The organism is Limnospira fusiformis SAG 85.79 (genome assembly GCF_012516315.1).
GTDB classification, from domain to species: domain Bacteria; phylum Cyanobacteriota; class Cyanobacteriia; order Cyanobacteriales; family Microcoleaceae; genus Limnospira; species Limnospira fusiformis.
The window spans coordinates 1,087,555-1,109,827 of sequence record NZ_CP051185.1 but is presented as its reverse complement, the minus strand read 5'-3'; the positions used below and the strand labels follow the sequence as shown (position 1 = coordinate 1,109,827).

Below are 22,273 nucleotides of genomic sequence, written 5' to 3'. Positions count from 1 at the left end.
CCATGACATTTACACTACAAGCAATTTATGAACAAGGAATGCTGCGACTCATGCAGCCCGTCGATCTACCTGAAGGAACATCAGTTCAAGTGATCATTACTGCTAATGACTCGACTCAGGAGAACAAAAATACCACCGATATTTTAGCTCAAATTGCCGCATTACCCTTAGAAGGCGATCGCGACAATTTTTCTGGATTCGACCACGATCGCATTCTCTATCCCCATCAGAAATAAATCATGATATTTGTAGATACGAGTGCTTGGTTTGCTAGTGTCGTTCCTTCAGATCCAGAGCATCAATCGGTCAGTATGTGGATGCGTCAAAATACCGAGGCTTTTCTGACAACCGACTATATTGTTGATGAAACACTGACACTATTAAGAGCCAGAAAAGAAACGGCGCGATCGCTTGCTATGGGAAAAGCATTTTTTTCGGGTCAGCTTGGTACACTCTACTTTCTCAGCGAAGCAGACATTCAGTTAACATCGCAAATTTTCAGGCAATTTTCAGATAAAGAGTGGAGTTTTACCGATTGTAGCAGCAAAGTCATTATCGAAAAATTACAAATCAGCAAGGCTCTCAGTTTAGACAATCATTTTAGGCAATTTGGCTCAATTATTGTCATTCCCTAAAAATGAACTTATCAAACTTTTCTGTAAACAGGCGATCGCCCTCCCAAAAATAGGTAGGTGCGATCGCCTCTATTTACAGTTATTTAAAGTTCTTCGGGGTCAATTCCTTGGGCGCGTAATAACTCAGCTAGTCTTTCCGCCCGTTGGCGTTCAGCTTCGGCCCGTTGGCGTTCCTGCTGTAACTCTAGTTGAGCTTGTTCCGCCCGTTGATGTTCATTTTCTGCCCGCTGATGTTCATTTTCTGCCCGCTGATGTTCATTTTCTGCCCGTTGATGTTCATTTTCTGCCCGTTGATGTTCATTTTCTGCCCGCTGGCGTTCATTTTCTGCCCGCTGGCGTTCAATTCTAGCTCGTTCATCCCCGGTTAATAACAAATTACCCTGGCTATCCCACCAACGCAACCAAGGCAATTCTAGGTTGCCATACTGTCCGAGCCAAATGCCTAATTCTACACCCATGGGGTGAATGGGATAGTGACCTCTTTCATTCGCCGCCACTAACTCATAGTGATTTTCCATTAGGTGATAGACTTCTACACTGGCTTTCCGTACCTCATAGATAGCATAGAAAGGGGGGCGGATGATTTGTTCATATACCCAAAATTTACCCGGTTTTTGACGTTCTCCAGAAATTTGATATAAGGGAGTGCGATCGCGTTCTTCTGAACCGTCTCCCGACACAAATTCTATGGCAATTAAAGGGGGGATATATTCCTGCCATAATACATAGGAACGTCTCACCCTACCATCAAGAGTTGGGGGAACGTTGGGAACATAAAACCAGTCTGGACATTCCGCCCCCCGTTCTAGGGGTTCTGTTAATCGCCAATAGATACCAGAATCTTGACCTATGGCATATTGCTGGTCTGGGTGTAGACTATCTAGTGTTGATAGAATGGAATCAGTCAATAAGATACTTTGGGGATGCTCCTGAAAGTTTTTCACGAAAGTACCGTCGGAGTCGGGGAGTTGAGTATGATCGGGAAGGGTGGTAATTCCCAGTTCTGATGATGGGGCGATGGTCATGGTAAATAGTTTCTCATCGCAGGTTATGGCAGACAGTATAGCATTTGGGTAGGATTTTCGAGAGCGATCGCCTCTAGGCTTTTCTCAGTAGGTGCGATCGCCTCTATTTACAGTTATTTAAAGTTCTTCGGGGTCAATTCCTTGGGCGCGTAATAACTCAGCTAGTCTTTCCGCCCGTTGGCGTTCAGCTTGGGCTCGTTGGCGTTCCTGCTGTAACTCCACTTCGGCTTGTTCAAAACGCTGTTCGGCTTGTTCCGCCCGTTGACGTTCATTTTCCGCCCGCTGGCGTTCAATTCTAGCTCGTTCATCCCCAGTTAATAGCAAATTACCCTGGCTATCCCACCAGCGCAGCCAAGGCAATTCTAGGTTGCCATACTGTCCGAGCCAAATGCCTAATTCTACACCCATGGGGTGAATGGGATAGTGACCTCTTTCATTCGCGGCCACTAACTCATAGTGATTTTCCATTAGGTGATAGACTTCTACACTGGCTTTCCGTACCTCATAGATAGCATAGAAAGGGGGGCGGATGATTTGTTCATATACCCAAAATTTACCGGGTTTTTGACGTTCTCCAGTTTGATATAAGGGAGTGCGATCGCGTTCTTCTGAACCATCTCCCGACACAAATTCTATGGCAATTAAAGGGGGGATATATTCCTGCCATAATACATAGGAACGTCTCACCCTACCATCAAGAGTTGGGGGAACGTTGGGAACATAAAACCAGTCTGGACATTCCGCCCCCCGTTCTAGGGGTTCTGTTAATCGCCAATAGATACCAGAATCTTGACCTATGGCATATTGCTGGTCTGGGTGTAGACTATCTAGTGTTGATAGAATCGAATCAGTCAATAAGATACTTTGGGGATGCTCCTGAAAGTTTTTCACGAAAGTACCGTCGGAGTCGGGGAGTTGAGTATGATCGGGAAGGGTGGTAATTCCCAGTTCTGATGATGGGGCGATGGTCATGGTAAATAGTTTCTCATCGCAGGTTATGGCAGACAGTATAGCATTTGGGTAGGATTTTCGAGAGCGATCGCTCTCTATTTTTGACCCTTCCGCACTTCCTTTTAAACCACCAACGGTAGACTATCCAAGCCTTACCTAGTTGAATCGCTCCACTGCTGACACTCCATTACCTCTCAATTCCGCTTGGGAAACATCTTGTCATCTACCATTAGAGGCAAGCATCCTAAATTTTTACATTTCTTAATCAAACTCCCGTCTTTTTCCGTCCTTTTCCGTCCTTTTCCGACTTGCCAATAGCTCTGATTTTGAGCAAAATTAAAACCAGAGTTAATCATCCACTATTTTAAGTAAATTGCCAAAGCTGTTCCGAGGAAACAGTCAACCACATCAATCGGAAAAGGATCTACACCCGGAAAATTTATGGTATACGAAGATACATTTAATGCTTGATTGACCAAATTACTCTGTTAAGGCAAAACAATGGAGCAAAACTACCCAGAAAATTTAGACCTAAATCTGCTTCAAGACTATTATCAAGCTCTTGATGCCATCAATACTCAACATTTAAAGCTGCTAGATGCTCAACGAGAATTGAGTTGGCATAATTCTCGCAAACAAGAAGCTTATAGATTAGCAGAAGGATTTGGATTTGATGATGTTTCATCACTATTATCCAAAATTGACTGTAACTACGTTTCTGGAGAAAATACAGATCGCGAACGCATCAATAAAACGTTAAATGAGATTAATATCAGCTTAGAAAAAATCCGAGATACAAAGCAAAAAAAATATTTAGAAATAGAATCAATAAAAGCAGAAAAACAATCAAAATTACAATCTTTAATCGATGAAAAAATCAAAATTAGCCAGGAATTAGATAATATTGAAAGAAAAATAGAAGACCTGAAAAATAAAAAAATGTTTCGCCTTATTTCAACTGTTATTGTTGCCTTGTGGGTTACAATTATCTGGCAAGAAATTTATACTACTTTATTGGTAACATCAATATACCTTTTGATAATTTTGTCTGCAATTTGACAAGTAAATTCAAGATTATATTTTTTAGTTTGTAATTTTTTAGTTAAATAGGTAAAAAATATGGCGACTCTTCTAGAAATTTTAAAAAATATCAATAAGCTCATTCAAGAGCAACAACAAAAAAAACTAAACCAAGCTCATTTGCAAAATCAAGTTCTTAAAGAAGAACAGAAATTTTTAAATAGAATAGAATCTAATAAAATTGAATTAAAACAACAAATAGAAAGTTTGGAAAAACAAGTGTTATCAAGTATATATATAGTCAATGAAGATACTAAATTAGCTCAAGAAAGAGCAATGTTGGAAGGTGAAACTTTTTCTCTAAAATGCGAAGAAAAACAAAAAGAAATTAGTCAATTAGTCCATCAACTAGATCACCCCCGCTTATTATCAGCCCCATGGAATGATCCTCGTTGGACTCCTTCAGAGAATAGGGATAGTTATAAACCTCAAAATGGTGGTCTGGCTCCTGGTGTTTTACGAATTGGTGAATTTTTACTGGAGCAAGTACAGCCACCTGCTAGAGTTCCAGCATTAATACCAATCCGAGATTTTTCTAATCATTTGCCCAACTTTAAGCCCGGACACATTGCTATTTTTAGCAGTGATGCGGAATCTCGTCAAGCCGCACTTGCAGGTTTAGAGTCTATCGCTTTGCGAGTTGTTAGTACCTTCCCTGTCAGAAAATTAAAAGGAACATTTATTGACCCAGTAAGCATGGGAAATACTTTTCCCTTCAAGAATTTACATCAATTTATTTCAGGTCAGAAAACCTATACTCGCAGTGATGATATTCGAGAACAACTGCGAGGGTTAACCGAACATATTGAGCAAGTTCTACAAAACTATTTAGGGAAAAATTACCAAAGCATAGAAGATTATAATATTGCGGCTCAGTCTGTAGCGGAACCCTATCGCTATTTATTTATTGCTGATTTTCCCAGTGGCTTTGAAAATAACTCATGGGAAGATCTGAAAAGTATTTTGTTAAATGGGTCTAGGGCTGGTGTTTATGTAATTTTACATATTGACGAAAGTTTAGAAAAACCGAAAAACTTTGATTACCGAACATTTGAGAATTTTTGTACTGTCATTAACCCTATTTTTGGCTTGAATGTGGGAGCAAAACCCCAGCCAGGTAATGTTTATTTGGGGTATGTGACGAGCTTGACAGATGGGGGAGCTTATGTTGAGTTTTTGCCTAATACCCAAGGATTTGTCCCGACTAACAAATTAGTAGCTCAAAGAATCGAAAGACCTGAACAAGCTGTTTCTCTTCAAGAGAAAATTGTAGTTAAAGTCACTTCAATCAATAATAGTCGCAATGAAATTGAACTAACTTGTTTGGACATCAATCCGACTGAAGCATCTGCCGCTGGAAAAAAAGATTTTCGTTTGTCTCCAAATACCAAGCAATCCTTGTTTGAGGTGAAGTTACTTAATGATTTGGTTTTCAAAGTCGCACTAGATGAACCCCCACCTAACGAACAATTTAATCAAATCCTACAACTCATTACAGAAGAAGCGAAAAAGATTAGTGTTGAAACTCTACCCTTTTCCAAACTTTATCCCCAACCACTATGGTCTGAGGATAGCAGGAAAGAAATCAGATCGCCTATAGGTTTAATGGGTGCAATGGATAAGTTGGAATTTTGGTTAGGTGAAAATCAAGAAAAACAACTGGTCAGTCATGGTTTGTTAGCAGGTAAAACAGGTTCGGGTAAAAGTTATACGCTTCATGCAATTATTGTCAGTTTGGCGCTGAGATATTCCCCCGATGAATTAGAGTTGTATTTACTTGATTTTAAAGAGGGGGTCGAGTTTCAAATGTATGTCGATCCAGACAAAGGAGAAAGCTCTAACGATTCCGAAGAATTAAACGAAGATAAAGCCTTACCCCATGCGAAAGTTGTCTCCATTGAAAGCGATCGCGAATTTGGATTAAGTGTTTTAGAGTATGTCAATAAACAAATCGAAGAACGCAGCATCAAGTTTAAATCGGCAGGAAACTTAAACAAATTGCAAGATTACCGGGATAAAACTGGAGAAACAATGCCACGAATTTTAGTGGTGATTGATGAGTTTCAGTATATGTTCCAAGAAAATGATACTATTACCCGCAGTCTCAACCAAGTGATGGATAATATAACCCGACAAGGACGTGCATTTGGGATTCATTTATTAATTGCATCTCAGTCTCCCAATGTACCCAATATGAGTCGAGGTATTTACTCACAAATTGATTTAAGAATGGCACAGCAAATGGATAAAAGTACAGCATCTTCAGTATTAGCAGAAGGAAATACCGATGCTGTAGATTTGCTCGACAAGCCAGGTAAAGTGATTTATAACAAAGATTATGGTAAGAAAAATCAAAATGAGATTGGTCAAGTCGCTGATATTTCTGCTAAAGAAAGATACAATGCCTTAGTCAATATTCAGGAAATTGTCAATCAAAATCATTATCAGCGCTCAGAACCTTTAATTCTATTTAATGGATCTCGACCGACTAAATTAAGTCATAATCGACAATTAGTTAAATTATCGGAGATGACTGAATGGCTCTCCCTGAAAGAATTAAATAAACAAGTTATTAAAGAACCAGATTGGGTGGTTCAAGAAACTCCGGGGATTGCTTGGCTGGGAGAACCGATGAGAATTGGCGATCATACTAAAGCGATTTTCCGTCGTCGTCCCCGCAATAACATGATGATAGTTGGCTCTTCTGAAGAAATTGTCTTTGGAATTATTGGGGGAATATTAATGAGTTTAATTCATTGCTATCAACCCCAAAAAGCACGGTTTATGATTGCTGATTTATCCATTCCTGATGAAGATAATGACTGGACAGAAATGACCATCAATTTCAGGAATGCCTTTAACTCTTACTTCCCCACCCAAATCGCTAAACGTTTTGCCGATCCAGATTGTCAAGTTATTAAAGCTGAAACTTTATTAAACGAGACCTATGAAGAATTTGAAAGACGTTTAAAACAACGAGAAGAAAACCCAGACCAAAATCCCGATGATTTAGGAGATTCCCTATTTTTTGTCTATGCAGTGGGAGGGTTAAACAGAGCGCAAAATTTACGTCCTGTTATGGGTCGTCGTAGTGAAGAACCTTCCGAAGATGCCGAAAGACTACTCAAGCTAATTTCCCAAGGGTCTGAATTGGGTATCCATACTATTTTCTGGTTAGAAGATATGAAAACATTTCTCAAACTGACTGGGGATAATCGTTCTTGGCTAACCCATTTTGACCTGCGGGTTGCCTTGAATATGCCGGGAGATGATTCTCGATTACTCTTAGGAGAAGTCCATGCAGAAAAGTTACCACGACTCAGAGCTTATTTTCGGGATGATTCGGCGACAGCAGGTTTAGAGAAATTTAAGCCTTATGCTGTCCCCACAAAAGAAGAAATTGGCGAATACTGCCATAATTTTGAACAACGGTTGACGTGATTAGGAGATTGTAGGATGTCAAGAGATTTGGATATTGACGAACAAGAGTTAGCCAAATTTATTGCGGCTTTGTCTGATTTCCAAGATTTAACAACTGATAAATTTAAGGCAGTTGAAGGAACTTGGAGAAAATGTGATGATTCTTGGAAAGGAGAAAGTAAAGACAAATTTACTAAAGATTTCGACCAAACCAAAGACATGGTACAAAGAGCCTTAGAAGCGGGTGACGATGCCTTGGAATGGCTCAGAAAGTTTGATGATATCTTGAAAGAGTTTGAACAAAATTATTAATAAAAGGAGAAAGGGTTATGGCTCAAACTTCATTTGATGCTCAAGATGCAGAAGATCTACTCAAAGAACTGGAACAGTTTCACGAGGCTATCCGGGATGAATGGTCAAGGGTTTTGAACCAGTGGAGCAATCTTAAATCGGTTTGGCGCGATCAACAATTTGATAAATTTGAACCGATATTTGAGAAATTTATCTCTACTTATAATGATGCGGAAAAAGAAAGCGATCAATACATCAGATTTGTTCGAGAACAAATTGAAATAAATGAGACTAAAAAACAAAAATTGTCTGGACGTTTAGCCGACTTATAAATCAGGAAAAGATAGATATGGTTAAACCAACTTCTTTTAACTTAGAAGATGCTGAGTGCTTGCTCAGGCAGTTAGATCAATTTCGAGGAACGTTACAGCAAGAGTGGGGAAAGGTAGCTACTCAATGGGAAAATCTTAAATTGACTTGGCACGATCAACAATTTGATAAATTTGCACCTTTGTTTGAAAAACTGTCATCTACTTATCAAGGTGAAATTGATGGCTGTGAAAAATATATGTTGTTTTTAGTGCAACAAATTAAGACTGCGGAACAAAGAAAGGTGAAGCTAGGTGATGTTGTTGAAAAAATTGTTACAGGAGTTCAAACTGTACAAGGAATCATTGGTTTGGGGTATGCTTCTCCTCCCTCAGAAATTGCCATGTCATCAGCAAAACCTATTTCTTCCATAGAACAACAAGAGGAGGATAAAACCGACTATGATTTTGCCAGAATTGATCGTGTACCCAATATTGAAGATCAATTAGCAGAATCTTTTAAAACTTCTCAAGAAAACGAAAGAAAAAGGAGACAAGAAGAATTAGAAAAAAATCATAATCCCCAAAATTCTCATAATCAACCTAAATAAATTATTGAAGATATGCTGTCAAACCCAATTCAATAGGAAGCTATTAGATATGAAAGAAAATCAACAAAAAATAGATTGGCAAGATCAGGTAATTATCGGTAGTGTGATTGCTGGTGCTTTGATTATTGCAGCAATATTAATTAAGCCTCAATCTTATATTCCCAGGTCTCACAACAATACTACTAGCTCGTCAGCTTTAAATAGAACAGGGAATACTTCTGCTCCTGAAGACACAATTGTTAGGTATTATCAGTTAGCCCCCAGCAATAGACAAGAAGCTATCAAGTTACTCAGCGACTCTTGGCGACGAAGAGAAGCTCGAAGAGTTAAGGATAATTGGTGGGATTCTGTCCGAAAAGTTGATGTTTATGCTTTCCAGACGTTTGCTAAAAATAATAGCCAAGCCAAAATTAAAGTGTGGTTGAAATATCACATGAAAAATGGTCGGACTCCCTGCGAAAGTTTGATTTTTAATTTAATTTTTGACGGTAATAAAAATAGCTGGCTTATGGATAGCGTGGAACCAAACAGCGTCATCCAACAGCCATCTTGCAATACCAGATAATCTAATCCATAATTGTCAAAATTAACATTAATTTACTCTATCCAATTCTCAACTTCTGGTAAGGGTAAATCTAAGGATTCGGCAATTTGTTCCGGTGTTAAACCGAGTTTACTTAGTTTCTCCACCGCCTTAAATTTAGTCTCTTGCAATATCTGTTCAACTATTTCGTCTTCATATATGGTATTTGTGACTGGAGATTCAGGATGGACTTTATCCGGATTTTCTAAATTGGCTGTTTCATAATTGCCACAGAAATTAATATTACTTATTTTGACAGAATCCTTGACAATATGATGTTGATAATTTACAAACCCTAAACGCTCAACTGTAGCGACTAAATTTGATTTATTAACATCTTGATCAAAGACTTTTGATAATAACTGCCATAGTTCGTATCCCTTATCCTTGGCATGACCTGTACTACATCCGTACTGCTTGCCGATCGCACTATACTTATGGCTATTCAGCACTCCCTTTAAAATCGCCAATTGCAGGCTATCCAAGTGTTCCCCAGTTTTTTCAAACACAAACTCATCAATCGAGTTAACCACACTTTGCCACTCCATCCCCTCTCAATTCTCCTTCCGAAACATCTCCTTTTTTATGATTATCCATTATAATCCCTGGCTCAAATCGCCGCCATAAAAGAATAAAGGGGTTGACAAGGGGAGGAGCGATCGCATTAGATGAACCTGTGGTGCTGGCGTGGCTATACTTATGACTAAAAAATCAACAGCAAGAAGTACCACCTGAGACAGTTGAATCCCAATCAGTCAGTGGCGCGATACTCCCAGCCCTAATTTGAGTTGCCATAGCCCAACTCAATCAATAGTTTCCCTAAGTCCCACCGTCTCCAAAAACTGCTGGGGGTGGGGAAGTGCATCCCAAACCCACCAAGAACCGCAATCTGATACATTTACGCGACATTTATCCGGCTATTGCCTGACAATGCGACGATAGCACTATTACCCGTTAAGGTAACAGAGGCGGTATCCCGCAAAGCTTTTAGAAAGATTCCAAAAGCACCGTTCCAGTCCCTGGGTAGAGTGAACCCGCACTCAGGACATCGGAACACTTTTGAGCCACCTAGCTGGGAATGGACATGACCACAGTGAGTACAGGTTTTGCTGGTGTATTCTTCCGTCACATCTACAACTGTGGTTCCAGTTATCTCGGCTTGATGTCTCAGGGTTAGTTTGAATCGATAATGCGCCCATGTCAGCATGGCGCGGGCAGTCTTAGACCTGATTAGACGCTTCACCTTGGCAACCATATCGGAAGTCTCAAAGGTGGGCAAAAAAATTAGGCTGTAGTTGTGAGTCAAGTAGTGAGCAATTTGTTTGTGGGCCTCATCCACTAAATTCCGGATTTTAGTTCTCATTCGTTGAGCCGCTTGCCTCATCCGTCGCCTTCTTGAACGACAGGGTTCCTTGGCGATTCGGCTCATCAAATCATCCAAATGTTGACATAGCCTAGTAATGCGTCCAATATCCCCGGAGCCCAATTCCAGAAATCGAGAGCCATCAAACCCAGTTATGAAAGTTCGCACACCCGGGTCTAATGCAATCACGCCAGTAGCGTCAGTTGGGGTAACGGCAACTGGTTCAGGGAAAATCGCCAACCATCGACCTTTGGTAAACACCAACTGAGTCCCTTGCCCGCAAGTTTTAGGGATGGGTTCGGAAACCATGAAAGTTAATCCTTTCGTGAGTCTTGGATACCAACTCCCTGAAGAGAAATTAGTATTATTGAACTTAATCCCTTGAGAGCTGTCACGACAACTTCTAAACCTTGCATCAGGACTAGCGGTCAAAGCCTGATAGGCATCAAAGATGGCATTTTGCCGAATGTGGCAGGGTGTTTCTTTGACCCATTCGGGTAAGTCACTCTGCATCACTTCGTTGCGTAACTTTAACTTGCTTAGTCGTTTACCACTCCTAGATAATGCAATTGCTTGGTTGTAGCAATACCGACAAGCAGCCAGCCATTTACGCCAGACTTGATTTAGCTCGGGGCTGGGGTAAATCCGGATCTTCTTTGACCTGAGTTTTGTATTTACTCCGTCGGTATAATCGGGAACTGAAGCAGTGGAGGATGGCGAGGATGTCCTCAACCATTTCTGGTTCTGGACTGAGACTTGTCTGGTTGAGAACCATGAGTGAGCACCTGTTTTGCTCACAGAGCCATCGAAACAAGTCAAATCCCCATATTGCCAATCGGTCTTTGTGGGCAACGACAACCATGCGGACATCTCCTGACAATTGATGTCCCAGTAAGGCCAGCATTTTCTTTCCCTTGAAGTTGAGCCCGCCTCCGATTTCTGAGACGACTTCTGCTTCGGGGTAGAGGTTGGACAGTGCGGCCACCTGTCGGTTGAGGTCGGACTGCTGGGCGCGGCTACTAACTCTGGCATAGATAACGACTTTGCGTTTGTCACTGCCTGATTTGGCAGTATATGACTCAACGTTGTATCGTCGTTGCCCAGCGGGGGTTCTGATGGTCTCGATTGAGCCATTGTCGTCCCATCTGCGGAGTGTTCTTTCATGGACTCGAAGGATTTGGGCGGCTTCCTTGGGTTTGACATATCTGGCAATAGGTTTATCCTCAACTCTTCTCGCTTCTTATACCATATTGCCCTAAAATATTAACCTAATTTGAGATTAAATCATGCTCTCAACTCTTCAGCGCCATGGTGTCCTGAAGCGATCGCGATCGCCCTCGCCCCAATCGCTTGACCGCAGCGCACATCATGGGGCGTATCACCAATAACATATAATCGATCCGGCGTGAGTTTTCCTAACTGTTGCTCGGCTAAAATCATAGCCCGTTGTGCAATTTCCACCCGCTCGCGCGATCGCCTGGAAAACGCGCCTAGGGGGAAGTATGAATCCAGACCATAGTGAGCCAATTTAGCCCTTCCCCCCGCTTCCATATTTCCCGTTAAAACCAAAGATAAAACATCGGTGCGCTGTTGCAAATTCTCCAAAATTTCCCGCACTCCCGCCAACACATATCCCCGACATCGCAGCAACATTTCGGGGAGATGTTTAATGTAGAGTTTCTCAAGTTGTTCGATATTTTCCGCCGTCGGTTCAAGATTGCACTTTTCTAAAATCCTGCTGCAAATATCCCAATCTGTCAATCCCGCCATATTCAAAGCTGACAAATCGGTGCGATCGCCTATTAGATCTGCGATCGCTGCTTCCATCGCCGATCTCCCCGCCCCTTTAGTGTTTAAAAGTGTCCCGTCAATATCCCAAAATAAAACCGTTTTCAACTGCTCAAATCCTCCCTTTTCCCTATTCAAGTTGACTTACAGCTTGTTCACCAGTCGCTTAATAGATTGCCCTCACCCTAAATCTGGATCCCAGAGAGGGAGAGGGACTTTGAGAGGTGATCAAATGATTTCTGAACAGGCTGTATTAACCCGCCTTGATAATGCCTCCGGGTTAATCCCCTGGGCGGGTAATAACTCAGCTAGTTCCCCCACTAATGCCTAATTATCAAGCCATCAAGTCAATGGGAGAATCACCCCGTTGATGTTAATAAACCCGCCCAAAACCAAGATGGTAGCATGGTCAGGGCCGTTTCCATGGTTAAATTAACTAGCCACACAAAAAACGGGTTAACCCGTCATAATGGTTAACCCGCCAGCTTGGGAACGCTCAGAGATTCTATTTTTGAACAACCAGTTTGACGTTTGCGCCTTGGAGACCACGCTGCTTAACATCAGCCAAAGTCTTGTTAACGGCGTATTTTTGATTAATAGAGTTGATCAACTCAGTTTGGTTGTGTTTTTTAGCAACACCCCACAGGTCAGCGATCAAATCGTAGCTTCCATCGCTATTGCGAGACCAACCCAGGTCATACTCGCCATCAAGGACGGCAACCAAGTCGGCACGGACGCGCTGGCCGTTGTAACCGCGAACGTCAGCGTTGGAATTCACAGAGATACCCAGATCACGCAGAGAAGATTTCAGGATTTCGGCATCGGTGATCTTGGTACGCAGTGTGCTAAAGTGAGACATTTAGGTATCCTCCTAGTGGAACTAAAAACGAAACAACAACGGTTTTGATTTGAACTTTAATCGCTCTTCGTGGGATGCAAAGACGATTGTGATAGAAACTGCTAGCGAATGTGCTAGCCTTTACTCCTGTTTGGACCAGGAGAAAGCCTGTTAGAACTCCATGCGCTGATATTCAGCGACGGAGGACGCAGCCGGTCGCGCCCGCTGTCTGGCCCAGTCTCGTAGCGCTGTGACCTGTTCCTTCATAGTTTTGGACAGCGGTAGGGTTGCCTTAATGGCGGCGATGATGTCGAGCTGCGTAAACTCGCGATCCTGAGCAAATGCCTCATACATGGCAGCGATTAGGGCTTGCTCAATTTCCGCTCCTGAGAAGCCCTCAGATATGGTAGAGAGCTGATCGATATCAAAGCGATCAATATCTGAGCGACGTTTGGAGAGGTGAATCTGAAAAATAGCTTGTCGTTCTTCCTTGGTGGGTAAGTCTACAAAAAAGATTTCGTCAAATCGTCCTTTTCTGAGGAACTCACCGGGAAGCCTTTCGACTCGGTTGGCGGTTGCCATCACGAACACGGGGGATTGTTTCTCTTGCATCCAGGTTAGGAAAGAACCAAAGATGCGGCTAGATGTGCCACCGTCTGAATCAGCAGAGCCACTCCCTCCGGCAAAGGATTTGTCTAATTCATCGATGAATAGGATGGCTGGAGAAATCGATTCTGCCGTTTTGAGGGCGTTACGAAGGTTGGCTTCCGATCGCCCTACCATGGAGCCATCATAGACCCGACCCATATCTAATCGCAACAGGGGTAAACCCCACAGCCTAGATGTAGTTTTAGCTATCAGGGATTTTCCACAACCGGGAATTCCCAAAATTAGCATCCCTTTGGGTTGGGGTAGACCATACTCTCGGGCTCGTTCGGTAAAGGCATTAGAACGCTGCTGTAACCAGTGTTTTAGCTCTTCTAAGCCCCCAACGGCATCAATGGTTTCATCAACATCTATGAACTCTAGGATGCCATTGCGCCGAATGAGTTGTTTTTTCTCAGACAGAACAATTTCAACCTCTTTATCAGTCAGCCTACCTGCCGTTACATGGGCTTTGCGGTACACTTTCTCAGCTTCATCTTTTGTTAAACCTAGGGTAGCCTTCAAGAGTTTTTCCCTGGTTTCGGTGTTGATGCGCTTAGAACGGCTTTGCTCAAGTTGGGCGGACAGTACCTGATTGAGTTCTGTCATGTCCGGTAGGGGGAAGTCAAGAACCACTACTTCTTTTTCTAGCTCGATGGGTACTTCTTGCACTGGAGACATCAAGATGATTGTCTTGTTTGTGTTTTTGAAGTTAGCGATCGCATCGCGTAAACACCGGGTTACCTCTGGGGAATCCTTAAAGGGGTGCAAGTCCTTAAAGATGTAAATACTGCCACTAGCATTTGGTTCTCTGTGCCGAATTACCCATTCGATCGCGGCTTGCGGTGATACGGTGTTAGACTGTACTGTGTTACGGGCTTGCTCCCCGCTGTATTGGGTCAGTCCCCTCGTTACTGTCCAAACGTATACTTCCCGCTGGCGCTTCGAGTTCTGTGCAATGGTGGCGATCGCCTGCTCAGACCGCTCCTCCTCGAAAGTCACGAGGTAGATCAGAGGATATCGAGCTTCAATTAGGATACTAAGTTCTTCTTGCATAGTCCTCGATCCAGGGTAGAGACGGTACAACGTTTACTAATGGTGTTTCCCCATATCCGATTGTGAGCACGACATCGCACTATCATCGAAGCTAGGTTTTTTGACTTCCTCAACAGGGAACGAGTTCTTCTTCTCCTGTGTGGGCAGTGGTTGAACCCACTTCTCGCACTTGCGTAACCGAAATTTCTTCGTCCGACAGTACAGTGGGTTGGTTCTTGAGTGATACCAATTCGCCTTGGTCTATGACCACGGAACTGGCACACTCGGGACAGGCATAAACCTTGTGGCTATGTCCGTGTAGTCCTTCTAACTCATCTACGATTTCTGGGTGGGTGAGATAGAAGACAAGAGCTTTTTCAGCTAGAGCGGACATGGGTTCCGATTCAACTGCTGCCTTGATTTTGAGTTGGCGATGCAGTTGAGGTGGAATATAGAGTGTTACCTTTTGCTTGCTTTGCATAGGACAGTGAACTTGTGTACCCGGGTATGTATGACAAGATAGCCGGTCTTTTTTCAGATGTCAAGCGGTTATGCTGCTATAACGTCAAACTTGTAATATTTCGTTACAATCATTGCCAAAAAAACTACTGGTGGGGTGGGTCAATTCACCGCACAGGGCTGGGCTACGGAGCGCTCAGTTCCTCCTGGGCCAGGGAATAGAGGGTTCAGCGACTAATTTTTGAGAGACAGCCCTCGCGCCGTAACGGTTGAGGTGGCTAGGGTCTACAAAATAATGGTATTGGGTGAGAGCCCTTTGGGAGAGGTCAATAAACAGGAACCCCTGCTGTCGGGAAAGGTATGTCATCCGATCCTGGAATTGACGTTCAGCAGACCAGCGCACAGAGTCTAAATAGCCTTGGGTCAGGGGAAGGTTAACCAAGACTAGGGAAATATTGCGCCCGCGAGTAAAGGCGACGACAGAATCAAAGGCTCTGGCTTGTACCCCCTGTAGGTTAAATGATTGATAGTCTCCGTCATAACGACCAGAGACATAAGGGCGACGTTGATAATAGGTCTGGGGATTATAGCGATCGCTTAGGGGTAGGAATCCTTGAGCATCAATGTTATCAAGAGATATGGGAGTCAGATTAAAGGGCTGTTGTCCAGGGCGATAGACTAAATCTGTTAGTTCCCAGTCTGCTGATGAGTCCGCCATGATCGGCTCTAAGGTGATATCCGGCTTTGCTTGGTAAAAATTGAATTTTGACCCCCTCGCCACACAAAGTGCTGGGAACTCGTGACAGGTGGTTGGGTAAGGTTGTGCTTGGGCTAGTTGGGGGCGGATACCAGAACCTATGCGTTGATGTCCCGCAGATGCTAAAACTGCTGCAAAGGTGCGATCAAAACGACCACTATTAAAGGCTCGCACTCCGTCAGCCCACAGAATCATCGGAGGTAAATGCTCTGGGGGTAAGATTTCCCTAATTAAATAGTTTACTAACTGGGCTGTAGCCCCATTGATGCCAAAGTTGAAAATTCTTAGGTTTCCGTAGCCTCTAGCGGCTAGGGAACGCTGCATTTGACTAGGATCGACTCCCTGAAGGGCGCGGGAACTGCCGACAATTAAAATGTCTGGCGTACCAACGGTGCTTAAATAGGATAGATATAGTTCTAATTGGCGATCGAAAAGTTCGCTGTCAAAACTGGGAAAAGCACTTACTGACCTGCTTCTGGCTGCTTGTTGTTGGGAGTAAGTCAGGTTACGCATATACTCTACTACTTTTCTTTCGGCAAAGCTGCGCCGGGGACTGCGGGGAGGGACGGCTTGCATCCATGCTACGGCTTGCACCCATTGACGGGCTACTTCGTCCCAATCTTCCTTGGTGCGGGCGTTTTGGGCTAAATTGGAGGCTCTCAGAGCAAAACGCACTGATTCATCAAAGGGGTTGGTTTCGACGCAGTGATTGGATTTGGATATAATTTGATTGGCTGATTGGGCGATCGCATTGGGGACTGATTCTGATTCAGACACCTGGGCGGCGATCGCTTTTTCCGATACTTGGTTGTGTGCCGACTGTTGAGACTGGGAACATCCAGTCATAAGTACAATCGGTAACAGGGCTAAAATTTGGGCGGTGAACCGGAGACTATAGAATCTACTCATCGATGTTCTGACAAATGACGCTGAATACAGACAAGTTGGGTTTTAACTTTTCCGTCTGGAGAAGCCGCTAATTTCGATAAGGGTTTGATTTCCTATCTGCTTACCTAATTATGTCGGCTCAGGCTCCAATTGTGGGGACGGATCACCAAGGGCGATCGCCCTCTTTAAGTTAACTTAATGGGGAACCATTAGGCTCAGGTATTTGTAAAGGTCTCTATTTAGCACTTGTTTATTATTACATATTTTCAGATATTATAGTAACTATTCAGTGCGATTAACTAAAATCATGAATATTATCATTATTGGCAGTGGATTGGGTGGATTGGCTGCGGGGATTCGGTTGCAGGCTTTAGGTCATCAAGTAACTATTGTTGAGAAGCGAGATAAACCGGGAGGGCGGGCTTATTGCTATCAGCAGGATGGTTTTACCTTTGATGGCGGTCCCACCATTATTACCGCTCCTGGATTAATTGAGGATTTATTTACTTTAGCCGATCGCTCCATGTCGGATTATGTACAATTAGTCAAACTAGACCCTTTTTATCGGGTCAGATTTCCTGATGGTTCAGTGTTTAACTATAATGATAACTACGAGCAACTTATCGAGCAAATTCGAGAGTTTAATCCTGGGGATGTACAGGGATATCAAAGATTCTGTCGGGCGGCGGATTTAGTCTTTAGTAAAGGATTGCCTTTGATGACTAAACCTTTTCATAAATTTAGGGATATGCTGAAAGTTGCGCCCGCCATGATACAACTTCAATCCTATAAATCTGTGGCGGGATTTGTGAATCAATATATACAGGATGAACGGTTGCGCCAGGTGTTTAGTTTTCATCCTTTATTGATTGGTGGAAATCCTTTTAATAGTACATCGATTTATGCCATGATTCATAAACTTGAACAGGTTTTTGGGATTTGGTTTGCGATGGGGGGGACGGGGGCTTTGGTGGCGGCTTTGGTGCGACTTTTTGAGGAGATAGGGGGGGTTTTATGTGTCAATGCGGAAGTTGAGGAAATTGTGATTGATGAGGCTACCAGAAAAGCTAAGGGGGTGATTTTGAAGAGTCAGGAAATGTGGGAAGCTGAGGCGGTAGTGAGTAATGGTGATGTGGCGTTTACTTATCTCAATTTAATCTCACCCAAATTTAGGAGAAAATATAGCGATCGCCAAATTAAAAGCCTGCGCCATTCAATTTCTCTATTTGTAGTTTACTTTGGTACCAATAGACGTTATAATAATATGGCACACCATGAAATTATCATGGGACCAAATTATCGAGAATTAATGGATGATTTGTTTAGGCGAAAACACCTATCATCAGATTTTGCTCTGTATTTACACCGTCCTACGGCGACTGACCCATCCTTAGCGCCATCGGGTTGTGATTGTTGGTATGTGCTATCTCCGGTTCCTAATTTAGCAGGAGATACGGACTGGAAAATCATGGCAAAACCTTATCGCGATCGCCTAATTCAATTTTTAGAAAATCAATATATGCCCAATTTATCCCAACATATTGTCACCGAAAATTATATAGATCCGCTGCATTTTCAAAATACCCTTAACAGCTATTTAGGAAGTGCATTTTCCCTAGAACCTACCTTAATGCAGTCCGCTTGGTTTCGTCCCCATAATGTCAGTGAAGATATCCCTAATTTGTATTTTGTCGGGGCGGGTACTCATCCGGGCGCGGGGATTCCAGGGGTGATCAGTTCGGCTAAAATTGTGTCTAATTTGGTGGGTAAAGCGTGATATTTTGACAGGATGAACATTAACTAAAATCGCCATAGTAAAATCAAAGGAGTAGCCATTTTGCAGATTACATTTTTAGGCACAAGTTCAGGAGTTCCCACGCGATCGCGAAATGTTTCTAGTATCGCCCTACGTCTTCCCCAAAGGGCAGAACTTTGGTTATTTGACTGCGGAGAAGGAACCCAACATCAGTTTTTGCGTAGTGAATTAAAAGTCAGCCAACTGAGTCGTATTTTTATCACACATATGCACGGTGATCACATTTTTGGTTTAATGGGATTACTAGCTACCTGTGGTTTAGCCGGAAATGCTAACCGCATAGATATCTACGGACCCCCAGAATTAGAAGATTACTTAAAATCCTGCACTCGCTATTCTCAAACCCACTTTTCTTATCCGGTAAAAGTCCATCGCGTTAAACCTGGAATAATTTACGAAGACGAGGAATATATTGTCCGTTGTGGACCTCTCAAACATCGAGTTCCCGCCTTTGGATATCGGATCGAAGAAAAGGATCGCCCCGGACGTTTTTATGTGGAAAAAGCTCAAGCCTTGGGGATTCCACCCGGACCGATTTATGGTAAACTGAAAAATGGGGAAATTGTCACCCTTCCAGATGGTCGTCAAATTAACGGTTCTGCTCTTTGTGGAAAACCGGAAATCGGCCGTAAATTGGTTTATTGTACGGATACTGTCTTGTGTGAGGGGGCGATCGAATTATCCACAGGTGCAGATGTTCTCATACACGAGGCTACATTTTCTCATCTTGATGCTGATATGGCATTTCAGCGACTGCATTCTACGTCTACAATGGCGGCGCAGGTGGCTTTGGCTGCGGGAGTCAAAACTCTATTAATGACGCATTTTAGCCCCCGCTATGCACCGGGAAATGATATAGTTTTGGAGGATTTGTTAAAGGAAGCTAGGGCAATTTTTCCCCATACCAAAATGGCCTATGATTTTATGAGTTATGAGATTCCCAGAAATCAGGAATTAGTAGTAGCTTCTTGAAATCCCTGTACTAGGTAATCAATACCAGTGATAGCCGTACCGACGACGATCGCATTAGCGCCTAAAGCGATCGCCTGTTTAGCTAAAGTGGGGGAACTAATACCCCCCTCGCAAATCACCGGACAATCAAGCTGTTTAACCAATTGACTAAGAAGTTCAAAACCTGGGGGTGACAGGTGTTGAGTCGCCTCTGTGTAGCCATAGAGAGTGGTTCCCACACAGTCCGCCCCCGCTTCAACGGCTGCTATGGCTGCGGCTAAAGTATCTATATCAGCCATCACTGGTTTACCTAATTTTTGATGAATTTGGGCGATTAAAGATGCCACAGTTTCCCCGTCTGGGCGGTTTCTTAAAGTCGCATCAATAGCAATAATATCAGCCCCAGCTTGAGCGATCGCCGCCGCCTCTTCAAACCGAGGTGTAATATAAACAGAAAACCCCGGAAATTGTCGTTTCCATAACCCGATAATTGGTTGAGCGACCTGTTTTCGCACCGCCGTGATATGGGCGGGGGTATCAATTCGCACCCCTACCGCCCCCCGTTTAACTGCTGTTTTGGCGATCGCTGCAATAATTTCCGGATCATGTAACGGAGAGTCAACGGGGGCTTGACAAGATACAATTAAGCCAGACGGAAGGGTTAACATAGATATTTTTTAGATACCAATCATCCTCATCAAATTATAACATCTATTGAGTCAATTTAATCATAATTCTTTGTCCCCATCCCCAAGTTTAACGATTCAACTTGATTAAGTAGTTGATTAGGTAATATAGGTTTATTCAAACATTTATCAACCCCGAATTGTAAGGATTGTTCCTGTTCATCGCTGTTGGTAGTAAGGGCAACAATTTTAATTTTTTGGGTAGTGGCATCTTCCCTAAGATGACGAACAATATCATAACCATCTTGTCCAGAAATATGTAAATCTATGAAAATTGCATCTGGTTTGAGAAGTTGAATAGTTGCCAAAGCCGTTAAACCATCCATTAACCATACCACTTGATAACCAGCCGCTGTGAGTAATTCACAGATTAAAGTAGCAGTTTCCTCATCATCTTCAATCAAGACTAATCTACCTTGAGGAGTATCTGTATACATAGAAGGTAGGGAGGTTTTGTAATTAGAACTACTTTTGTTAATTAAAGGTTGAATAGGGATGTAGACTGTAAATTTAGTACCTAAGCCAACTTCCGATTCAAACTGAATGCTACCCCCATGCAACTCTACCAATTGCTTAGTCAAAGCCAACCCTAAACCCGTCCCACCATATTGGCGACGGTAGGGAGAATCTAATTGTTGAAACTTCTCAAATAATAGGGATTGTTGTTCCTTAGAAATGCCGATACCAGTATCTTTAACTTGAAAGATAGCCGTTTTGTCTTTCCGGGAAACTGTGAGGGTAACGCGACCACCTTTAGGCGTAAACTTAATAGCATTGCTTAATAGGTTGAGCAAAATTTGTCTAACCCGGCGATAGTCTGCCCGAAAAAGGTCTTGATCAACCTTAATTTGTAAGTTGACATTAACTCCTTTTTCTTTAGCAAAATCTCGCAAAGTATGTAAACATTGTTGAGCGAGTTTTTGTAGGGAAAATTCGCTGAATTTTAGGACGGTTTTACCGGATTCAACTTGGGACAAATCGAGAATATCATTAATCAAAGCCAGTAAATTTTCGCCGCTATCGTGAATAGTTTGCAGATAATGTTTTTGCTTTTCTAGGGGTAGGGCTGGAAAATTATCCGGCTGACTATATAACCTTAATAAAGTCGATGAAATCCCAATTACATGGGTTAAGGGTGTTCGTAATTCATGACTCATAGTGGCTAAAAATTCACTTTTAGCACGGTTGGCACATTGAGCGGCTAAGAGGGCATCATGAAGCGCTTGGGTGCGTTCTTTCACCCGTCTTTCTAAGGTTTGTTTTTGTTGCTGAACTTGGGCGTATAGTTGGGCTTGATAGATAGCGATCGATAGATGTTGAGTGATTTTACTAATAAATTTTTGCTCGCTTTCTTTCCATTGACGATCGCTAAAACACTGATGAGCAATTAATATACCCCAAAGCTGTTTTTGTACTAAAATTGGAGCCACCAGTTGCGCCGTCACCTGCTTTTGTTGTAAAATTGAATACAATTCGGGGGATGATTGATAGTAGAGTTTGATATTGGGGATGCAGTGGATGATAGATTTTTGATAGTATTGTTGATATTCGGGAACTTGAGCAAAGCAGCGATCGGCTTCTTCCCAGTCTAGGAGTGAGGCGATCGCATCGGAAGATTTAGCCTCATAGGTAATACTTCCATGAATCTGATCATGGCGATCGGCTTGAGGGACGGGAATTTCGGTATTTAGGTCAGGTTCATCTACATCAGGAGATAGGTCTTTAGTATGATCACCAGTCTGGACCTGATAGCTGTTTAACTGATAAATCACCAGGCGATCAACCTGCAAAAATTCCCGCAACTGTTGGACTGCAGTTGACAAAATCACCGACAGGTCAAGACTCTGGCGAATCTGGGTCGTCACTTGATTTAAAAGTCGCTCTCTTTCCAGTTGCTTATTTAGGGAATCATCCACAGGCTTAGTAAATATAGCGATCGCACAGATTTAACCAAACACAGACTTTTGCTGTACACTCTTAAAGATAGCACCAAACCACTCTATCTCATTTATAGCGCCTCCGATCAGGGTTCGATTCAGGGTTTTGGTCTCTCCATGTGGCTGATGTAGGCGTTTTCAGGGTCAAACTTGTTGCCAGATTATTTTAATATTTTTGTGGTAGTGGCTATCATATTCTCTGGTAG

23 protein-coding genes are annotated in these 22,273 nt (G+C 42.7%); 10 read left to right on the top strand and 13 right to left on the bottom strand.

Annotated features, from left to right (window positions below; all coding sequences use genetic code 11):
• The first annotated feature begins 2 nt into the window (after window positions 1-2).
• Window positions 3-236, top strand: a complete 234-nt coding sequence (locus HFV01_RS05350; RefSeq protein ID WP_008053759.1) for an antitoxin family protein — start codon at window positions 3-5, stop codon at window positions 234-236.
• A gap of 81 nt (window positions 237-317) precedes the next feature.
• On the top strand, window positions 318-635 hold the full coding sequence (locus HFV01_RS05345) for a type II toxin-antitoxin system VapC family toxin (RefSeq protein ID WP_318286175.1): 318 nt from the start codon (window positions 318-320) through the stop codon (window positions 633-635).
• An 83-nt stretch (window positions 636-718) separates the two neighbouring features.
• Here HFV01_RS05345 and HFV01_RS05340 read toward each other — a convergent pair whose 3' ends face one another.
• Both HFV01_RS05340 and HFV01_RS05335 read right to left on the bottom strand, forming a co-directional pair.
• Entirely contained in the window at window positions 719-1,660 is a 942-nt protein-coding gene (locus HFV01_RS05340) for a Uma2 family endonuclease (protein ID WP_193520897.1), read from the bottom strand.
• A gap of 117 nt (window positions 1,661-1,777) precedes the next feature.
• Window positions 1,778-2,632 carry a Uma2 family endonuclease gene (locus HFV01_RS05335; protein ID WP_046320803.1) on the bottom strand — a complete coding sequence of 285 codons (855 nt, stop codon included), beginning with the start codon at window positions 2,630-2,632 and terminating at the stop codon, window positions 1,778-1,780.
• A gap of 480 nt (window positions 2,633-3,112) precedes the next feature.
• Between HFV01_RS05335 and HFV01_RS05330 the strand changes: the two genes are divergently transcribed.
• The 6 genes from HFV01_RS05330 to HFV01_RS05305 are packed head-to-tail and all read left to right on the top strand — an operon-like array spanning window position 3,113 to window position 8,886.
• Window positions 3,113-3,670: a hypothetical protein gene (locus HFV01_RS05330; protein WP_193520896.1), complete on the top strand. Its 558-nt coding sequence runs from the start codon at window positions 3,113-3,115 to the stop codon at window positions 3,668-3,670.
• Window positions 3,671-3,730: 60 nt separating this feature from the next.
• Window positions 3,731-7,132, top strand: coding sequence for an FtsK/SpoIIIE domain-containing protein (locus tag HFV01_RS05325; protein WP_193520895.1), 3,402 nt, complete (start codon window positions 3,731-3,733; stop codon window positions 7,130-7,132).
• A 15-nt stretch (window positions 7,133-7,147) separates the two neighbouring features.
• Window positions 7,148-7,423, top strand: a complete 276-nt coding sequence (locus HFV01_RS05320) for a WXG100 family type VII secretion target (RefSeq protein ID WP_193520894.1) — start codon at window positions 7,148-7,150, stop codon at window positions 7,421-7,423.
• A gap of 17 nt (window positions 7,424-7,440) precedes the next feature.
• Window positions 7,441-7,734 (top strand): hypothetical protein, encoded by a 294-nt coding sequence (locus HFV01_RS05315; protein WP_006616747.1) that lies wholly within the window; start codon window positions 7,441-7,443, stop codon window positions 7,732-7,734.
• A 17-nt stretch (window positions 7,735-7,751) separates the two neighbouring features.
• On the top strand, window positions 7,752-8,321 hold the full coding sequence (locus HFV01_RS05310; RefSeq protein WP_006669390.1) for a hypothetical protein: 570 nt from the start codon (window positions 7,752-7,754) through the stop codon (window positions 8,319-8,321).
• 49 nt (window positions 8,322-8,370) lie between these two features.
• Window positions 8,371-8,886 (top strand): hypothetical protein, encoded by a 516-nt coding sequence (locus tag HFV01_RS05305; protein WP_006669389.1) that lies wholly within the window; start codon window positions 8,371-8,373, stop codon window positions 8,884-8,886.
• A 32-nt stretch (window positions 8,887-8,918) separates the two neighbouring features.
• On the opposite strand, the gene HFV01_RS05300 is transcribed toward HFV01_RS05305, so the two are convergent.
• The 9 genes from HFV01_RS05300 to HFV01_RS05265 form a co-directional block, all read right to left on the bottom strand.
• Window positions 8,919-9,452, bottom strand: a complete 534-nt coding sequence (locus HFV01_RS05300) for a helix-turn-helix domain-containing protein (RefSeq protein ID WP_006669388.1) — start codon at window positions 9,450-9,452, stop codon at window positions 8,919-8,921.
• Window positions 9,453-9,500: 48 nt separating this feature from the next.
• Window positions 9,501-9,635 (bottom strand): hypothetical protein, encoded by a 135-nt coding sequence (locus HFV01_RS30200; protein WP_280949136.1) that lies wholly within the window; start codon window positions 9,633-9,635, stop codon window positions 9,501-9,503.
• Window positions 9,636-9,802: 167 nt separating this feature from the next.
• A complete protein-coding gene (locus HFV01_RS05295) occupies window positions 9,803-10,912 on the bottom strand; it encodes an RNA-guided endonuclease InsQ/TnpB family protein (RefSeq protein WP_235720216.1) in 1,110 nt (369 codons plus the stop codon).
• Window positions 10,875-11,480: an IS607 family transposase gene (locus HFV01_RS05290; RefSeq protein WP_071829370.1), complete on the bottom strand. Its 606-nt coding sequence runs from the start codon at window positions 11,478-11,480 to the stop codon at window positions 10,875-10,877. Before HFV01_RS05290 ends, HFV01_RS05295 begins: the two co-directional genes overlap by 38 nt.
• Window positions 11,481-11,551: 71 nt before the next feature.
• Window positions 11,552-12,193 (bottom strand): HAD family hydrolase, encoded by a 642-nt coding sequence (locus HFV01_RS05285; RefSeq protein WP_193520893.1) that lies wholly within the window; start codon window positions 12,191-12,193, stop codon window positions 11,552-11,554.
• 367 nt (window positions 12,194-12,560) lie between these two features.
• Window positions 12,561-12,914, bottom strand: a complete 354-nt coding sequence (locus HFV01_RS05280) for a DUF1257 domain-containing protein (RefSeq protein WP_006617969.1) — start codon at window positions 12,912-12,914, stop codon at window positions 12,561-12,563.
• A gap of 150 nt (window positions 12,915-13,064) precedes the next feature.
• The gene (ycf46, locus tag HFV01_RS05275) at window positions 13,065-14,594 is read right to left on the bottom strand and encodes a stress-responsive protein Ycf46 (RefSeq protein ID WP_006669383.1); all 1,530 of its coding nucleotides are present in this window, start codon (window positions 14,592-14,594) and stop codon (window positions 13,065-13,067) included.
• A gap of 109 nt (window positions 14,595-14,703) precedes the next feature.
• Window positions 14,704-15,054 carry a slr0373 family blue light stress response protein gene (locus tag HFV01_RS05270; protein WP_006624065.1) on the bottom strand — a complete coding sequence of 117 codons (351 nt, stop codon included), beginning with the start codon at window positions 15,052-15,054 and terminating at the stop codon, window positions 14,704-14,706.
• A gap of 174 nt (window positions 15,055-15,228) precedes the next feature.
• Complete coding sequence (locus tag HFV01_RS05265; protein WP_193520892.1) at window positions 15,229-16,698, bottom strand: hypothetical protein; 1,470 nt, start codon at window positions 16,696-16,698, stop codon at window positions 15,229-15,231.
• Window positions 16,699-16,984: 286 nt separating this feature from the next.
• Between HFV01_RS05265 and HFV01_RS05260 the strand changes: the two genes are divergently transcribed.
• Window positions 16,985-18,454: a phytoene desaturase gene (locus tag HFV01_RS05260; RefSeq protein WP_046320813.1), complete on the top strand. Its 1,470-nt coding sequence runs from the start codon at window positions 16,985-16,987 to the stop codon at window positions 18,452-18,454.
• Between the two features lie 60 nt (window positions 18,455-18,514).
• Window positions 18,515-19,465: a ribonuclease Z gene (locus tag HFV01_RS05255; protein ID WP_006669380.1), complete on the top strand. Its 951-nt coding sequence runs from the start codon at window positions 18,515-18,517 to the stop codon at window positions 19,463-19,465.
• On the opposite strand, the gene HFV01_RS05250 is transcribed toward HFV01_RS05255, so the two are convergent.
• Both HFV01_RS05250 and HFV01_RS05245 read right to left on the bottom strand, forming a co-directional pair.
• A complete protein-coding gene (locus HFV01_RS05250) occupies window positions 19,441-20,112 on the bottom strand; it encodes an N-acetylmannosamine-6-phosphate 2-epimerase (RefSeq protein ID WP_006669379.1) in 672 nt (223 codons plus the stop codon). The two genes, HFV01_RS05255 and HFV01_RS05250, sit on opposite strands and share 25 nt — an antisense overlap.
• Before the next feature lie 56 nt (window positions 20,113-20,168).
• Window positions 20,169-22,046: a hybrid sensor histidine kinase/response regulator gene (locus tag HFV01_RS05245; RefSeq protein WP_046320810.1), complete on the bottom strand. Its 1,878-nt coding sequence runs from the start codon at window positions 22,044-22,046 to the stop codon at window positions 20,169-20,171.
• Window positions 22,047-22,273: the final 227 nt, after the last annotated feature.

Coding starts and splice junctions, on each gene's coding strand:
- HFV01_RS05350 (WP_008053759.1), top strand. CDS start 3: ATGACATTTACACTACAAGCAATTTATGAACAAGGAATGCTGCGACTC.
- HFV01_RS05345 (WP_318286175.1), top strand. CDS start 318: ATGCGTCAAAATACCGAGGCTTTTCTGACAACCGACTATATTGTTGAT.
- HFV01_RS05340 (WP_193520897.1), bottom strand. CDS start 1,660: ATGACCATCGCCCCATCATCAGAACTGGGAATTACCACCCTTCCCGAT.
- HFV01_RS05335 (WP_046320803.1), bottom strand. CDS start 2,632: ATGACCATCGCCCCATCATCAGAACTGGGAATTACCACCCTTCCCGAT.
- HFV01_RS05330 (WP_193520896.1), top strand. CDS start 3,113: ATGGAGCAAAACTACCCAGAAAATTTAGACCTAAATCTGCTTCAAGAC.
- HFV01_RS05325 (WP_193520895.1), top strand. CDS start 3,731: ATGGCGACTCTTCTAGAAATTTTAAAAAATATCAATAAGCTCATTCAA.
- HFV01_RS05320 (WP_193520894.1), top strand. CDS start 7,148: ATGTCAAGAGATTTGGATATTGACGAACAAGAGTTAGCCAAATTTATT.
- HFV01_RS05315 (WP_006616747.1), top strand. CDS start 7,441: ATGGCTCAAACTTCATTTGATGCTCAAGATGCAGAAGATCTACTCAAA.
- HFV01_RS05310 (WP_006669390.1), top strand. CDS start 7,752: ATGGTTAAACCAACTTCTTTTAACTTAGAAGATGCTGAGTGCTTGCTC.
- HFV01_RS05305 (WP_006669389.1), top strand. CDS start 8,371: ATGAAAGAAAATCAACAAAAAATAGATTGGCAAGATCAGGTAATTATC.
- HFV01_RS05300 (WP_006669388.1), bottom strand. CDS start 9,452: ATGGAGTGGCAAAGTGTGGTTAACTCGATTGATGAGTTTGTGTTTGAA.
- HFV01_RS05280 (WP_006617969.1), bottom strand. CDS start 12,914: ATGTCTCACTTTAGCACACTGCGTACCAAGATCACCGATGCCGAAATC.
- ycf46 (WP_006669383.1), bottom strand. CDS start 14,594: ATGCAAGAAGAACTTAGTATCCTAATTGAAGCTCGATATCCTCTGATC.
- HFV01_RS05270 (WP_006624065.1), bottom strand. CDS start 15,054: ATGCAAAGCAAGCAAAAGGTAACACTCTATATTCCACCTCAACTGCAT.
- HFV01_RS05265 (WP_193520892.1), bottom strand. CDS start 16,698: ATGAGTAGATTCTATAGTCTCCGGTTCACCGCCCAAATTTTAGCCCTG.
- HFV01_RS05260 (WP_046320813.1), top strand. CDS start 16,985: ATGAATATTATCATTATTGGCAGTGGATTGGGTGGATTGGCTGCGGGG.
- HFV01_RS05250 (WP_006669379.1), bottom strand. CDS start 20,112: ATGTTAACCCTTCCGTCTGGCTTAATTGTATCTTGTCAAGCCCCCGTT.